General features: G+C 69.6%; 12 protein-coding genes. 4 read left to right on the top strand and 8 right to left on the bottom strand.

Annotated features, from left to right (window positions below):
• The 3 genes from BP68_RS08135 to BP68_RS08125 form a co-directional block, all read left to right on the top strand.
• Positions 1 to 573, top strand: a 573-nt coding sequence (locus BP68_RS08135) for an ABC transporter substrate-binding protein (RefSeq protein WP_496370497.1), incomplete at its 5' end; no start/stop codon positions are given.
• 47 nt (positions 574 to 620) lie between these two features.
• A complete protein-coding gene (locus tag BP68_RS08130) occupies positions 621 to 1,505 on the top strand; it encodes a branched-chain amino acid ABC transporter permease (RefSeq protein WP_496370496.1) in 885 nt (294 codons plus the stop codon).
• Between the two features lie 17 nt (positions 1,506 to 1,522).
• Positions 1,523 to 2,524 carry a branched-chain amino acid ABC transporter permease gene (locus BP68_RS08125; RefSeq protein WP_496370495.1) on the top strand — a complete coding sequence of 334 codons (1,002 nt, stop codon included), beginning with the start codon at positions 1,523 to 1,525 and terminating at the stop codon, positions 2,522 to 2,524.
• 180 nt (positions 2,525 to 2,704) lie between these two features.
• On the opposite strand, the gene BP68_RS08120 is transcribed toward BP68_RS08125, so the two are convergent.
• Together BP68_RS08120 and BP68_RS08115 are read right to left on the bottom strand one after the other, a co-directional pair.
• On the bottom strand, positions 2,705 to 3,853 hold the full coding sequence (locus BP68_RS08120; protein ID WP_496370494.1) for a lipocalin-like domain-containing protein: 1,149 nt from the start codon (positions 3,851 to 3,853) through the stop codon (positions 2,705 to 2,707).
• Positions 3,854 to 3,862: 9 nt separating this feature from the next.
• Positions 3,863 to 6,454 (bottom strand): ABC transporter permease, encoded by a 2,592-nt coding sequence (locus BP68_RS08115; protein ID WP_496370493.1) that lies wholly within the window; start codon positions 6,452 to 6,454, stop codon positions 3,863 to 3,865.
• Between the two features lie 200 nt (positions 6,455 to 6,654).
• Between BP68_RS08115 and BP68_RS08110 the strand changes: the two genes are divergently transcribed.
• Positions 6,655 to 7,083 carry an Hsp20/alpha crystallin family protein gene (locus BP68_RS08110; RefSeq protein WP_496370491.1) on the top strand — a complete coding sequence of 143 codons (429 nt, stop codon included), beginning with the start codon at positions 6,655 to 6,657 and terminating at the stop codon, positions 7,081 to 7,083.
• A gap of 3 nt (positions 7,084 to 7,086) precedes the next feature.
• Here the strand turns inward: BP68_RS08110 and BP68_RS08105 are convergent, their stop codons facing one another.
• The 6 genes from BP68_RS08105 to BP68_RS08080 all read right to left on the bottom strand — a co-directional run bounded on the left by BP68_RS08105 (position 7,087) and on the right by BP68_RS08080 (position 13,978).
• Positions 7,087 to 7,638: a nitrous oxide reductase accessory protein NosL gene (locus tag BP68_RS08105; protein ID WP_496371066.1), complete on the bottom strand. Its 552-nt coding sequence runs from the start codon at positions 7,636 to 7,638 to the stop codon at positions 7,087 to 7,089.
• A 125-nt stretch (positions 7,639 to 7,763) separates the two neighbouring features.
• Positions 7,764 to 8,357: a nitrous oxide reductase accessory protein NosL gene (locus BP68_RS08100; RefSeq protein ID WP_496370489.1), complete on the bottom strand. Its 594-nt coding sequence runs from the start codon at positions 8,355 to 8,357 to the stop codon at positions 7,764 to 7,766.
• Positions 8,354 to 9,169, bottom strand: a complete 816-nt coding sequence (locus BP68_RS08095; RefSeq protein WP_496370487.1) for an ABC transporter permease — start codon at positions 9,167 to 9,169, stop codon at positions 8,354 to 8,356. The genes BP68_RS08100 and BP68_RS08095 overlap by 4 nt, the downstream gene beginning before the upstream one ends.
• Positions 9,170 to 9,172: 3 nt before the next feature.
• The gene (locus BP68_RS08090; protein WP_496370485.1) at positions 9,173 to 10,108 is read right to left on the bottom strand and encodes an ABC transporter ATP-binding protein; all 936 of its coding nucleotides are present in this window, start codon (positions 10,106 to 10,108) and stop codon (positions 9,173 to 9,175) included.
• The gene (locus BP68_RS08085; RefSeq protein ID WP_496370483.1) at positions 10,083 to 11,354 is read right to left on the bottom strand and encodes a nitrous oxide reductase family maturation protein NosD; all 1,272 of its coding nucleotides are present in this window, start codon (positions 11,352 to 11,354) and stop codon (positions 10,083 to 10,085) included. Before BP68_RS08085 ends, BP68_RS08090 begins: the two co-directional genes overlap by 26 nt.
• Positions 11,351 to 13,978, bottom strand: coding sequence for a 4Fe-4S binding protein (locus BP68_RS08080; protein WP_496370481.1), 2,628 nt, complete (start codon positions 13,976 to 13,978; stop codon positions 11,351 to 11,353). Before BP68_RS08080 ends, BP68_RS08085 begins: the two co-directional genes overlap by 4 nt.
• Positions 13,979 to 14,040 lie beyond the last annotated feature (62 nt).

Genomic DNA, 14,040 nt, shown 5'->3' with positions numbered 1-14,040 from the left:
TCCTTCCTGCTGCAGGCGCAGAACTCCAAGGCCCAGATCCTGGGCCTGGCCAACGCGGGTGGCGACACCATCAACGCGATCAAGGCCGCCAAGGAGTTCGGCATCGGCAAGAGCATGAAGCTGGCTGGCCTGCTGATCTTCTTCAGCGACGTCCACAGCCTGGGCCTTAAGAACACCGAGGGACTGCAGTTCACCACGAGCTGGTACTGGGACATGAACGACGAGACGCGCACGTTCGCCGACAAGTTCATGGCCAAGACCAAGCGCCGCCCGACGGAGATCCAGGCCGCCGACTACTCGGCCACCATGAACTACCTGAAGGCCGTGGCAGCCGCCAAGAGCACTGACGCCGACAAGGTGATGGAAGCCTGGCGCGGCATGAAGATGAACGACTTCTTCGGCTCCGGCTACCTGCGTGCCGATGGCCGCTACGTGCATGACATGTACCTCATGCAGGTCAAGTCGCCCGCGGAATCCAAGGGCGCTTGGGACTATTACAAACTGGTCAAGAAACTGCCCGGCGAACAGGTGTTCACCACCAAGGCCGAAAGCAAGTGCGCGCTCTGGAAATGATGCCGCGCTGACCCGATCCGACTTCTTCATTTCTGCGTTCAGTTCCCATGGAAATCTTTGGTGTTTCATTGCCGGCCATGCTGAGCCAGCTCCTTCTGGGGCTGGTCAATGGCTCGTTCTACGCGATCCTCAGTTTGGGGTTGGCCGTCATCTTCGGCCTGCTCAACGTGATCAATTTCGCACACGGTGCACTGTTCATGCTGGGGGCGTTGATCACCTGGATGGCCATGAGCTATTTCGGCGTCAACTACTGGGTGATGCTGATCGCCGCGCCGCTGCTGGTGGGGGTGATCGGCGTGGTCATAGAGCGGCTGCTGCTGCGCTGGATCTACAAGCTCGACCACCTGTACGGCCTGCTGCTCACGCTGGGCCTGACGCTGATGATCGAGGGCGTCTTCCGCTCCATCTACGGCGTCTCGGGCCTGGGCTATGACACGCCCGAACTGCTGGAGGGCGCGACCAACCTGGGCTTCATGATCATGCCCAACTACCGCGCCTGGGTGGTGGTGGCCTCCATCGTGGTCTGCATCGCCACCTGGTACGTGATCGAAAAGACCAAGCTGGGCGCCTACCTGCGCGCCGGCACCGAGAACCCCCGCCTGGTCGAGGCCTTCGGTGTCAACGTGCCGGTGATGATCACGCTGACCTACGCGTTCGGCGCGGCACTGGCGGCCTTCGCGGGCGTGCTGGCCGCACCGGTGTACCAGGTCACGCCGCTCATGGGCCAGAACCTCATCATCGTCGTGTTCGCGGTGGTGGTGATCGGCGGCATGGGCTCCATCATGGGCTCCATCCTCACGGGGCTGGGCCTGGGCGTGGTCGAAGGCTTCACCAAGGTGTTCTACCCCGAGGCCTCGTCCACCGTCGTGTTCGTCATCATGGCAATCGTTCTCCTCATCCGCCCCGCCGGCCTGTTCGGCAAAGAGAAGTAAGCAAGGGGCCGCACCGCATGAACTCGAAAAAATTCGCCCCCATTGGCTACGGCCTCCTGTTGCTGGGCCTGATCGCCGCTCCGTTCCTGGGCGCCTACCCGGTCTTCGTGATGAAGCTGCTGTGCTTCGCGCTGTTCGCCTCGGCCTTCAACCTGCTGCTGGGCTACACGGGCCTGCTGTCGTTCGGCCATGCCGCCTTCCTCGGTGGCGCGGCCTATGTGACGGGCCACGCCGTCAAGGCCTGGGGCGCCACGCCCGAGCTGGGCCTGCTGGCGGGCCTGGTGTCCGGCGCGCTGCTGGGGCTGGTGATGGGTTTCTTTGCCATCCGCCGCCAGGGCATCTACGCCACCATGATCACGCTGGCGCTGGCGCAGATGCTGTTCTTCGCCTGCCTGCAGGCGCCCTTCACCGGCGGCGAGGACGGCCTGCAGGGCGTGCCGCGCGGCAAGCTCTTCGGCCTGATCGACCTGCAAAGCGACCTGACGATGTACTACGTGGTCCTGGTGGTGGTGGTGGCGGCGTTCCTGCTGATCGTGCGCACCATCCACTCGCCGTTCGGCCAGGTGCTCAAGGGCATCAAGGAGAACGAGCCGCGCGCCATCTCCCTGGGCTACGACACCAACCGCTTCAAGCTGCTGGTCTTCGTGATCTCGGCCGCCATCGCCGGCCTGGCGGGCGCGCTCAAGACCCTGGTGCTGGGCTTCGCCACGCTGTCCGACGTGCACTGGAGCGCCTCCGGCCACGTGGTGCTGATGACGCTGGTGGGCGGCCTGGGCACCTTGAGCGGCCCGCTGGTCGGCTCTGCCGTGGTGGTGCTGCTGGAGAACAAGATCGGCGAGCTGGGCACGCTGCTGGCCAAGCTGACGACGATCGACTGGTTCAACACCCTGGGCGAATCGGTGACCATCGTCACCGGCCTGATCTTCGTGGTCTGCGTGCTGGCCTTCCGCCGCGGCATCATGGGCGAGATCATCGCCTGGCTGGAGCGTCGCCGCGCCGGCAACGGTGGCGCGCACTGACGCACCCCGCAGGCCCGGGCCCCGCGCCCGGACCGCACCAGCAGCCATGCACGGCCCCGGGCCTCGCATGGCTGCTTTGCTTTTGATAGCTGACAGCGCTTGCTGCGTCAAGGTTTCGGAGTCTTTATGGCCTGCAATGCTTGAACGGCAAGCGCTGCCAGCTATTCAATGAATAGCAGATCAGCCCAGGCGCAGCCGCTGCGCATAGCCCGTCATCTCCAGGTAGCCGCGCCCCACCTCGCGCCCCATGGCGTTTGCGGCGGTGTCGCGCAGCAGGCACAGGCCCTCCCAGTAGATCGCGCCCGTGGAGCCGCGGCTGTCCAGCTCCTGCGCGTCCAGCAGCGCCTGCACGCCGAAGGCGCCCGCGGGCGTGTCCACCCGCCATTCGACGGGGTAGCGCGCGCCGCTGCTGGGGCTGAGCCAGTGCCGCTGCGCCGTGAACACCACCTCGCCCGGTGCGAACACCCGCGCGCGGGACTCGCCCCCGCGCCGCCAGGATCCGCCCGCCCACAGCGCGCTGCCGTCGGCGCGCCGCAGCCGAAAGGCGGTGAGCGCCGTACCGTCGTGCAGGTTCATGCCGATCCAGTCCCAGCCCACGGCCTCGGGGTGCATCAGCGCCTCGCTCCACTCATGGTCCATCCAGGCGCGGTTGTCGGGCGCGGGCAGGGCCTGCAGCGGCATGCGCCGGCCCGCGAGCGTGATGGCGCCCGTCACCGCCAGCTGCGGCTGGCTGTAGTAGTGGCTGGCCTGCGCGGCCTCGGGCCCCTTGCGTGACAGGCCGGCGTCGCCCTGCAGCAGCACCGGCTGGGTGCTGGCGCAGTCCAGCTCCAGCGCGAAGCCCTCGGCATGGGCGCGGATGGCGTAGCGGCTGGCGCCGGGCGCCGGCGTGGCCTGGCGCGTCAGCGACCAGTCGCGCAGGCGCACCAGGGTGTCGCCCTCGGCCGCCTCGGCAATGCCAAAGCCCGCGCGCGCGATGCGCTGGTCGTGCACCTGCCGCCCGCCCTGCACGTCGGTGAGCGCGGCATGCGCAAAGACGAGCTGGCGCGCCGCGAAGGCCGACCGCAGCTGCTGGGCGGCGTCCACGCGCGAGCGAAAGAAGGTGATCTGAAAGCCCCACAGCCGCCCCTCGGCGCGTGCGTGGCCGGTGATGTACCACCATTCGGTGCGCAGGTCGGGGTGGCTGCCGTGGTCGCGCGGAAAGACCAGCGCCCGCGGCGCCAGCGCCGCCGCGGGCCCGCCCCAGGCCAGCGCGCCCAGGGCCAGCAGCCAATGCCTGCGCGCCAGCAGGGGACCGGTGGTGCAACGGGAAAGGGCGGACACAGGGCGCATGGCGGGAGACTACCAGTCCTCCTTGACCGCCATCACCGCGTCCTGCCCCGCGGCCATGCGGCCCGCCAGCCAGGCCGTGAGCGTGCCCACGGCCACCACGGTGGCGGCCAGGGCCGCCAGGCGCAGCCAGGGCACGGCCAGATCCATGGTCCAGTGAAAGCTCTGCGGGTTTACCACATGCACCAGCACCACCGCCACGGCCAGGCCCAGCAGCGTGCCGGCCAGGGCGCCCACGCTGGTCCAGGCCGCGCCTTCGCCGGCCACCACGGCCAGGATCTGCCGGCGCGTCAGCCCCAGGTGGGCCAGCAGGCCGAATTCCTTGCGCCGCGCCAGCACCTGGGCGCTGAAGCTGGCGGCCACGCCGAACAGCCCGATGCCGATGGCCACGGCCTGCAGCCAGTAGGTGACGGCGAAGCTGCGGTCGAAGATGGCCAGCGAGCGCGCGCGTATCGCCTCGGCCGAGGTGAATTCCAGCGCCGCCGCCGCGGGCGCGCCCAGGCTGCGGCGGGCCTGTTCCAGCACCTGGGCGCGCAGCGCCGCGGCGTCGGTGCCCGGCGCGGGCCACAGCGCCAGGTCGCTGGCGCGCGCGTCGCCGGTCAGGCGCGCGAAGTCCCGGCCGTCGAGGGCGATGGCGCCGTGCTGGCGCACATAGTCGCGCCAGATGCCTGCTATGAAAAATGTAGCTGACTGCGCTTGTCCCTCTTGCGCTGAAGGCCTGAACGATTCCGAAAGCGCGGGCCAGTCCGCGCCGGGCCGCACGCCGTAGAGGTCCACCACCGCCTCGCTCACGTACACGCCCACGCGGCCGGGCGGCACGGGCAGGGCCGCGCCCACCAGCGGCAGGGCCGCGGCCGGGTCGCTGCCCAGCGGCCGCGCCAGCAGGGCCACGGCCGCGCGCGCTGGCTCCAGCTGCACGCTGCTGCCGCGCTGCGCCTGCACGCGCGCCACGCTGGGCAGCGCGGCCACGGCGTCGGCAAAACCGGGCGGGAACACGGCGGCCTCGTCGCCCGTGGCGTTGCCGGCGGCGCGCAGGTACAGGGGCGCGGGCAGCACACTGTCCAGCCACTGGCTGACCGAACCGCGAAAGCTGCCCACCATCACGGTGAGCGCCACGGCCAGGCTCAGGGACGCGACCACGCCGCCCACGGCCACGGCGGCCGCGCCGTGCATGCGGCGCGCGCGCTCCAGCGCCAGCAGCAGCAGCGGGCCGCGCGCGGCCAGTGGCCGCAGCCGCGCGAGCAGGGCCTGCACCAGCCAGGGCAGCAGCGCAATGCCGCCGATCAGCAGCAGGCCCACCGCGACATAGGCCGCCAGCGGTATGCCAAAAACGGGTGGAGCGCCCGCCAGTAAAGCGCTGGCAGCTATCAAAAGTATGGCAATCCAGGCCTGGGCCGCGCGCCCGTCCAGGGCGCCCAGGCCCTTGAGGGTTTGCGCCGGCGGCAACTGCTGCGCCTGGCGCGCGGGCCACCAGCCGCCCACCAGGGCCGCGGCCACGCCCAGCAGGCCATAGACCAGCGCGGCCGGCCCGCTCCACTGCAGCGCCGGCTGCACGCCCGTGAAGTAGCCGCCGCCCAGGTCGCCACCCAGCAACGAGAGCGCCAGCGCCGCCAGGCCCGTGCCCAGGGCGATGCCGGCCACGCTGCCCGCCACGCCCAGCGCGGCGGACTCCATCAGCACCAGCGCCAGCCGCTCGCGCGGCGTGGCGCCCAGCACGGCCAGCAGCGCCAGCTGCGGCGCGCGCTGCGCCACGCTGAGCGCCAGCACCGAAAACACCAGGAAGGCCCCGGTGAACAGCGCCACCAGCGCCAGCACCGTGAGGTTGACGCGGTAGGCGCGCGAGAGGTTGCTCACGCGCTGCACGGCATCCGCCGGCTCGGCGAACTGCACGCCCGCGGGCCAGCCGGGCAGGGCGGCCAGCGCCTGCTGCAGCGCGGCGCGCGTGGCGCCCGCGCGCAGCTGCAGGTCGATGCGCGTGAGCTGGCCCGCGCGGCCGAACAGGTCCTGCGCCGCGCCGATGTCCATCACCGCCAGGGGCGGGCCGCCGGCGGCCACCGTGCCCGCCACGCGCACGCGGTGCGCGGACAGCCCCGCCTGCAGCGTGAGCGCCGGGGTGTGCGCGTCGATGGCGTCCAGGCCCAGCGCCTGCTGCGCCGCGGCGTTCAGGAACACCGTGGCCGGCGCCAGCATGGCCAGCCGGTCGGCGCCGTCGAAGGCGCGCGGCGCCAGCATGGGCGCCATGGCGGCCAGCAGCAGGGCGTCGGCGCCCACCACGCGCAGCGGCACGGGTGCGGGCGCGCTGGCCGCCGTCGCGCGCGCGGGCAGCTCCAGCCAGGGGCTGGCCAGCGCCACCTGGGGCTGGGCCGCGACCAGGCCGTAGAGCGACTCGGGCAGCGTGCCCTGGGCGGAGCGCAGCTCCAGGTCGGGCTGGCCGTTGACCGAGCGCACGGCCTGGGCGAACTCGTCGAGCGCCGAGGCGTTGATTACGTGCACCGCGAAGCCCAGCGCCACGCCCAGCATGACGGCGGCCACGGCGGCCGCGCTGCGCCAGGGGTGGTGGCGCAGCTCGCGCCAGGAGAAGGTGCGCAGCAGAGCAAGCAGCATGGGGCGATTGTGCGATGCCGCACGGCCGCCCGCGGGCGCCGGCCGGCGGCGGTGCATTTGAGCCAGGTCAAGCCGCTAAAGCCATGGCTCTTGAAGCAATCGGGGCGGAGGTCTATATATGCCACAGCAGGCAGCCACTGCCTGCCCCATGGTTCGTGGGGGCCTTTTCACCTCACGTGTTCTCAAGAAGGAGTTTCATCATGAATTCACTGGTCAGCCGCGGCGGTTTGTTCGACGATTTCTTCAAGGACTTCGCGCCCGGCTTCTATGTGCGCCCGCTGCATGGCGATGCGCTGCCCGAGCCCTCACAGATCCGCATCGACGTGAAGGAGGACGACGCCTGCTACACCGTGCATGCCGAGGTGCCCGGCGTGCCCAAGGAGGACATCAACGTCTCCATCGACGGCAACGTGGTGAGCCTGCGCGCCGAGGTGTGCCAGCTCGACGAGAAGAAGGACGGCGAGAAGGTGCTGCGCAGCGAGCGCTACTTCGGCTCGGTGGCGCGCAGCTTCCAGCTGCCCGTGGACGTGGATGCCGCCCAGGCCAAGGCCCGCTACGACAACGGCGTGCTCACGCTCACCCTGCCCAAGAAGCAGGGCAACAAGACGCAGCGCCTGACGATCGACTGAGGCTCAGTGCGGGCCATGGCCCGCGTGCCCGCCCAGTTCGGCGATCAGCGCGGCGTCGATGGCGCCGAAGGGCAGCACCGTGCCGCCGCGCTGGGCGGCGAAGGCCTGCGCGGCCTCGCGCGAGGCGAAGGCCGGCAGATTGCCCGCGCGCATGGGGCCCCTGGCGCTGGAACCGTGCACGTAGAAGGCGGCCAGCGCGTCGGTCCACCGGGGCCGGGCGCCGTCGGGACGGCTGGCGGCATCGGTGACGTAGTGCGCCACGATCTGCTCGGCGCCGCGGCCTGGGCTGTAGCGCGCCACGTCCTGCAGGTACATGAACAGCGACAGCGGCGAGTCGAAAAAATGCGCATCGCCGTCGGCGAAGATGACCTGCGCGGCCCAGTCCGGCGAGCGCGCCGGGAACATGCCGCAGACGGGGCAGCGCGCGGCCGCCGGTATGGCGCGTGCCGCCGTGGGCGCCAGGCCCGATGCCGGGTCGTACGGCGTGGGCGGGGCGACGATGCACACGTCGGCCTCGGCCATCGGCGCCGCGGCGGGGCGCAGCGCGTCGCGCATGGCCGGAATGCCCCACAGCCCCGCGGCCGCCAGCGCCGTGAGCGCAGCCAGCGCGCCGACGGCGCGCCTGCGGCCGCGGCGCTGCAGCTGTGGCGGGAAGGGCGTGGCGGCAGGCATGGGGGGCCTCACATGCGTGTGTCGTGCAGCGCTCCGCCGCTCAGGTCGACCATGTCGAGCTTGATGTCGGCAAAGCGCAGCACCTTGCCGCCGTATTCCCCGGCGAACTTCGTGGCGTCGGCCTCCTGCGCGAAGCTGGCAATCGTCGGGCCCATGGAGCCGTGGCGCTTGCTGCCCAGCACGTAGACGGCACCCTTGGCGTCGATCCAGTGGCCCTTGGGCTCGTCCCAACTGGCCTGGCCCATGTCCTGCACATAGATGGCGCGTGCGGCGCGCACCTGTTCGCCGGCCAGCAGGGTGTTGAACAGTTCCACCGTATCGCAGAAGAAGCTGGGCTGCGCCTGGCCCGCATAGTGCACCTGGGCCTTGGGGCCGGGGTAGTCGGCCAGCAGCATGCCGTCGAGCTCGCAGCTCGTGGAGCGGTCGATCTCCACCGGGGCCAGCGACTGGGCCTCGGCCGCCTTGTCGCCGCAGCCGGTGAGGCCCACGGCACCCAATGCCACCAGGGCCGCCATGCCCAGCAGGGCGCGGCGCTCGCCGCAGGCGTCGGGCGCGGTACCGCTGGCGTGGCGCCGGCGGCAGGAGCAGGTGTAGAGGGTCATGGCTTGAATCTCCAATTGGCAAGAATGAGTGGCAGTGCGATCCACACCAGCATCACGCCGCCCATGACCGCTGGGCTGCCCAGCGACGGCGGCACGACGCTGGCCAGCCCGTAGAGGGTGCGCACGTCTTCGAGCGAGAACACATTCAGGATGCGGAACACGTCTGCCGGGTTGAGCAGCAGCAGCCAGGCGAAGGCGTCGCCGCCGAAGTTGCCGCCCGAGGTCACCAGCACGCCCAGCAGCAGCAGGTCGAACACCAGCACGAAGAAGAACCAGGTGGCGATGGCCAGGCCCGAGGCCCGCGTGCGGTCGCGCGCCAGCACCGACAGCAGGACCGCCAGGCTCAGGAACGCCAGGCCCAGCAGCACGGAGCTGAGCATGAAGCCAGCGTAGTGGTAGAGCCCCGCGCCGCTCATGTGCCGGCCCAGCAGCACGGCCACCAGGCCGAAGCCGGCCAGCGTGGACAGCGTGAGCGCCGCCGCCAGGCCCAGGTACTTGCCCAGCAGCAACTCCAGCCGCGTGATGGGCAGCGCCAGCAGCAGGTCGAGCGAGCCGCGCTCGCGCTCGCCCACGATGGCGTCGAAGCCCAGCAGCAGCGCGATCAGCGGGATCAGGTAGATCACCAGGCTGACCAGGCTGGCAATGGTGAACTCGATGGAGCGAAAGCCCACCTGGCCCTGCTGGGCTCCGCCGAAGTAGGCGATGACGAGCGAGAACACGGTGAACACCAGCGCCACCGCCAGTACCCAGCGGTTGCGCATGCGGTCGCGGAATTCCTTGGCCGCGATGGTGAGGATTTGGGTGAGTTCCATGGATCAGCTTTCGCGCAGGCCGAAGTACACGTCTTCGAGCGAGGGTTCCTGGATGTGCACGTCCAGCAGCTTCGTGCCCAGCGGCGCCACTGCGCCAAGCACGGCCATCTTCTGTTCGCGCGGGCAGTCCAGCCGCAGCCCGCCTTCGGTGGCGACGGTGGTGATGCCCGGCAGCGCGGCCAGCGCCTGCAGGGCGGGGTGTGCGTCGCCCCCGGCCAGCGCCAGGGTGATGGTCAGGGGCATGCGCATCTGCTCGCGCAGCGCCTGCACGCTGCCCACGGCCTGCACCTTGCCGGACGCCAGGATGGCCAGCCGGTCCACGCGTTCCTGCAGCTCGGCCAGGATGTGCGAGGTGATGACCATGGTCACGCCCTCGGCCTGCAGGCCGCGCAGGGTGGCGTAGAAGTCGCGGATGGCCTGCGGGTCCAGGCCGTTGGTGGGCTCGTCGAGGAACAGCACGCGCGGGCTGCCCAGCAGCGCCTGCGCAAAGCCCAGGCGCTGGCGCATGCCCTTGGAGTATTCGCGCACCGGCCGCTGGCCGGCATGCGCCAGTCCCACGCGTTCCAGGATGGCGGGGCACTGCGCCAGGGGCGCACCCTTGAGCCGCGCGAAAAAGCGCAGCGTCTCCAGGCCGTCCAGGTTGTCGTAGAGCACCACGTTCTCGGGCAGGTAGCCCAGGTGGCGGCGTGCGGCGCGAAAGCCGCGGCCGCCGACCTGCGCGCCGCCGACGAGGATCTCGCCGCGCGTGGCGGGCACCAGGCCGAGCATCATCTTGAACAGCGTGCTCTTGCCCGCGCCGTTGTGTCCGATCAGGCCGAAGATCTCGCCCTTGGGGATGTCGAGATGAACGCCGTCGACGGCATGCAGCGCGCCATAGTGCTTGCTCACGCCGCGCAGCGAGATGGCCACGTTGTCACTGGCCGGGGAAATGCTTGCCACGCCATTCACTCCATTGTTGGTTGCCGGGCTGCATGCGCGGCTTCGGGTCCACGACCGAAGGCACGCGCAGCACCGGAAATTGCTGGCCCACCAGGCGCAGTGCCTGCACGGCCGGGCTGGCCAGCAGCAGCTTGATGCTGGGGTGGCGCCAGGTCAGGCGGTCCACCATGTCGTTGGCCTCGTAGGGCACGTCGCCCACGCCGTCGCCGTTGCGGTCCCAGCCCAGGTAGTTGCTCCAGTGGTTGCCGCTCTTGGCGCCCCAGCGCTCGTCGCGCGCGCCCACGTAGCGCACCTGTTCGCGGTTGCCGATGAAGTCGTTGCCCTCCACCTCGTTGCGCGTGGAGCCGGCGGACAGGTGCATGCCGACCACGTTGTCCACCACCAGGTTGTTGTTGAGCTGGATGTACTCCACGTCGTAGATGAAGAAGCCCCGGTTGTTGCCGGCCACCACGTTGCCTTCGATCACAGAGTCCTGCAGCGTGCGCAGCATGATGCCGTGGTCCGAGTTGCCCCAGGCGCGGTTGTTGCGCACCTCCTGGTTGCGCACCTCCATCAGGGCCAGGCCGCCGCGGTTGTAGTAGGTGTCGTTGTCCTCCCACAGGTTGTAGTAGGAGTTCATGTAGTGCGTGCCGTAGCGGCTGTGGTGCAGCTTGTTGCCCCGGAACACCGCGTGGTGCGACACGTCCACGTACAGCGCATCGCGCACGAAGCTGATGTCGTTGTTCAGGATGCGCGCGCCCTTGGTGTTGTACAGCTGCACGCCGTTGCCGCGCTGGGGGGAGGCGTACTCGCGCTTGCCGGTGATGGTGTTGTGCTCGATGAGCACGTCGTTGGCCTTCTCGATCCACAGGCCGAACAGGTTGTAGGTCAGGTCGCAGCGGCGCACCACGGCGCGGTGGGCGCCGGGGTAGAGGTAGATGCCCGCGTTCTGGTGCTTGAGGCTGTCGCCCGAGTCGCGCACGATCAGGCCCTCGATCACCACGTCCGGCGCCGTGACGCGGATGGTGTCGCCCTCGTTGCCGCCGCTGATGGTGGGGCGGTCGATGCCGCGCAGCGTCAGGGGCTTGTCGATCAGCAGGTTGGCGCGGTACCGGCCGCGCTGCACCTCCACCGTGTCGCCCGGCTGGGCCGCGCGCACGGCGGCGGCCAGGTCCTCGCCCGGGCGCACGGTGAGGGTGGCCGCCTGGCAGGCCCCGGCGATCCACAGCGCCAGGGCCCAGCTTAAGTGGGTGATGGCGCCCTTCATGGGGTGAACCATCCCAGGGCCTGCAGCAGCAGGAACAGCGCCGCGCCGATCATCAGGTTTTTGAAGCCTACGTAACTCATCATGTCCATGATGCCAGCGACGCGGTAGCGGTCGCGCCACCAGGGGCCGTCCTTCACGTAGCGGCGGCCCGACAGGCGGATCAGCACCTCGTACACGCTCCAGCCGAACCACCAGCCGATGATGGCGCCCGCGGACAGGTGGCCCATGGCCGCCATCACCCAGGCCACGCTGGCCGCCACGGCCAGCGACAGGCCGGCGATCTGCAGCGCGCGCTGGCTGCGCCAGCCCTCGGCACTCCAGGGCCACAGGTGGTCGCGCAGCTCCAGCAGCAGCCAGCGCACGAAGCCCGCGCCGCGCTTGTGCTCCGGCAGCATGGGGTCGGTGGGCATGCGCGGGTCCGGCCCCTGGGCCGCCTTGGCGCTGATCTGCTCCGCATGGCTGGTGGCCGGGTGGATGGGAATGAAGTAGCCGTTCTTGCCGATGGGCGTGATCTCCAGGCCGTCCTTCTCGCGGCGCTTGCGCTCCTTGGCCAGGGGCGGGCAGCCCTTCACGTCGGTGTACAGGATCATGCAGTCCAGGCAGTGCAGGCACTCGCGGTGGTCGATGCGGCCGTCGGCGTCGATGGCCTGCGCGCCGCAGCCCACGGCGCAGGCCTTGCAGCTGTTGCAGTCCTGCTTGCGCTTGAGGCCAAACCAGCGGAACGTGCTGGGCATGGCCAGCGATGCGCCCAGCGGGCAGATGTACTTGCAATAGGGCCGCTCGATGAAGATCGACACGCCCAGGATGGCGGCCACGAACAGCCCGTAGGGCCAGGCGCGGTTGAGCACACCGACCAGGAAGGTGGTCTTGAACGGCTCGACCTCGGCCAGCTTCTCCGCCAGGCCCATGGAGAACATGGACACCGCCAGCAGCCCGAAGAACACGGCGTACTTGATCCACTTCAGCCGGTCATGCCACTTCTGCGGCAGCTGCGTCTGGAAGCGCTTGAGGCCGACGGCCTTGGCGATCTTGAAAATCGCTTCCTGCAGCGAGCCGAACGGGCACATCCAGCCGCAGAACAGCCCGCGCCCGAACAGGAATACGGTGACGATGATGAAGATCCAGAACAGGAAGATGAACGGATCGGACAGGAACAGCGACCAGGTCCACTGGAACAGCAGCGCGTGGAACCAGGTCAGCACCTGCGTGATGGAGGGCTGGGCCATGTAGCCGAAGCCGATCCAGAAGATGCTGATGGCCCAGAAGCTGTACTTGAAGGCGTTCACCGGCCACTTGTTCTTGTGCGTGGACAGGCGGGTGAGCCTTTCGCGCAGCACATAGACCACCGTGACGGCCACCAGCAGCAGCGCGAACAGGCTGATGGGCAGCGCCTGCGACTTCCAGATGCGCACCCAGGGCGCGTCGGGCTCCACCACCTGGGGGCGCCCGCCCTCCAGCAAGCTGGCCGGCAGCCAGTACTTGGATTCAAAGACGGCGAAGCTGCGGTGGCCCGTGGCGCGGTCCACACGGTTGCCCAGGAAGGCGAACTTCCACGGATAGGCGGCGGAGAAGGCGTGCGAGCGGATGATGAAGATGGCCGACTCGGTGTAGCGCGGCGAGCCGGCCGCCTCCAGGCCGTAGAGGTTGAGCGAGTCGAGGTCGCGGAAGGTGAACGAGTCCGCCCCCTGCTTGACCTGCACGCGGTCGAAGATGCCGCCGCGCACGAAACCCGAGCCCTTGAAGGATTCGTCGCCCGCGGTCTTGATGACGAACAGCGCGTTCTCGCCCTCCTTGAGGCGCGAGCGCAGGTTGTCGAAGCCGTTGGGGCCCAGCAGGCTGCGGCCCACGTCGGGCTGGTTCAGGTCGCCGAACCACAGCTCGATGAACGGCGCGGGGCCGCGCGGCAGGCCCACCTGTTCGGGCTTCACCAGCAGTTGCTGCACGGCGCCCATCTTGACGAGCTGGGCCCAGTCGTAGGCCTGGCCGGTGCTGGTGAAGCGCGCCTGCTCGCGCACCGTGGGGGCGATGATGCTGGTCTGGCGCGCCACGGCCGCGCCCGAGGCCATGACCACCTGGTTTTGCGCCACCACGGTGACGGTGGCGCCCGAGATCGCATCGACGCCGATGACGTTCTCGTCGGGGCGCGAGGGACCGACCTCGATGGTGTCGGTGACCGACTTGCCCAGGTACTGGTTGTTGAAGTTGATCAGCGCCGATTCGGGAATGCCCAGCAGCAGGATGGGCTCGGAATGCTTGAGCACCTTGATGCCGACGAAGCGGCCATCCTTGTCCATGCCGATGAGCGTGACCACCGGCTTGCCCGAATAGGCGGGCGTGTCGGTGATGTCGGTGGAGAGCATGACGTAGCCCAGCAGCTTCTTCTGGGCGCTGTCGTTGTCGTACGCCTCGACATAGGGCGGCTGGCCCTTGCGCGGCGAGAAATGGGTGGCGCCGGGGAACACCTCGGCGCAGGGCAGCAGCGCGCACAGGTCGGGCGCGGTGGCCAGGTTGGCCGGCAGCTCGGCCTCGTAGGCGCCGGCATGGGCGCGGGGCGCCAGCAGCGTCGCAAGCGCCAGCAGCGCAGCAAGAAGGAAAGCGGCGAAACGTGGACCGTGGGTGAGCATTGGACTATTTATTTGATAGCAGTCAGCGCTTGCTGTGTCTGCGTTGGTGGCCGATTTCCATT

It is taken from the genome of Diaphorobacter oryzae DSM 22780, from assembly GCF_059568935.1.
Note: the sequence above shows the minus strand (reverse complement) of the source record. Positions and strands in the feature narration are given on the sequence as shown.

Coding starts and splice junctions, on each gene's coding strand:
- BP68_RS08110 (WP_496370491.1), top strand. CDS start 6,655: ATGAATTCACTGGTCAGCCGCGGCGGTTTGTTCGACGATTTCTTCAAG.
- BP68_RS08105 (WP_496371066.1), bottom strand. CDS start 7,638: ATGCGCGACGCGCTGCGCCCCGCCGCGGCGCCGATGGCCGAGGCCGAC.
- BP68_RS08130 (WP_496370496.1), top strand. CDS start 621: ATGGAAATCTTTGGTGTTTCATTGCCGGCCATGCTGAGCCAGCTCCTT.
- BP68_RS08085 (WP_496370483.1), bottom strand. CDS start 11,354: ATGAAGGGCGCCATCACCCACTTAAGCTGGGCCCTGGCGCTGTGGATC.
- BP68_RS08120 (WP_496370494.1), bottom strand. CDS start 3,853: ATGCGCCCTGTGTCCGCCCTTTCCCGTTGCACCACCGGTCCCCTGCTG.
- BP68_RS08115 (WP_496370493.1), bottom strand. CDS start 6,454: ATGCTGCTTGCTCTGCTGCGCACCTTCTCCTGGCGCGAGCTGCGCCAC.
- BP68_RS08100 (WP_496370489.1), bottom strand. CDS start 8,357: ATGACCCTCTACACCTGCTCCTGCCGCCGGCGCCACGCCAGCGGTACC.
- BP68_RS08125 (WP_496370495.1), top strand. CDS start 1,523: ATGAACTCGAAAAAATTCGCCCCCATTGGCTACGGCCTCCTGTTGCTG.
- BP68_RS08080 (WP_496370481.1), bottom strand. CDS start 13,978: ATGCTCACCCACGGTCCACGTTTCGCCGCTTTCCTTCTTGCTGCGCTG.
- BP68_RS08095 (WP_496370487.1), bottom strand. CDS start 9,169: ATGGAACTCACCCAAATCCTCACCATCGCGGCCAAGGAATTCCGCGAC.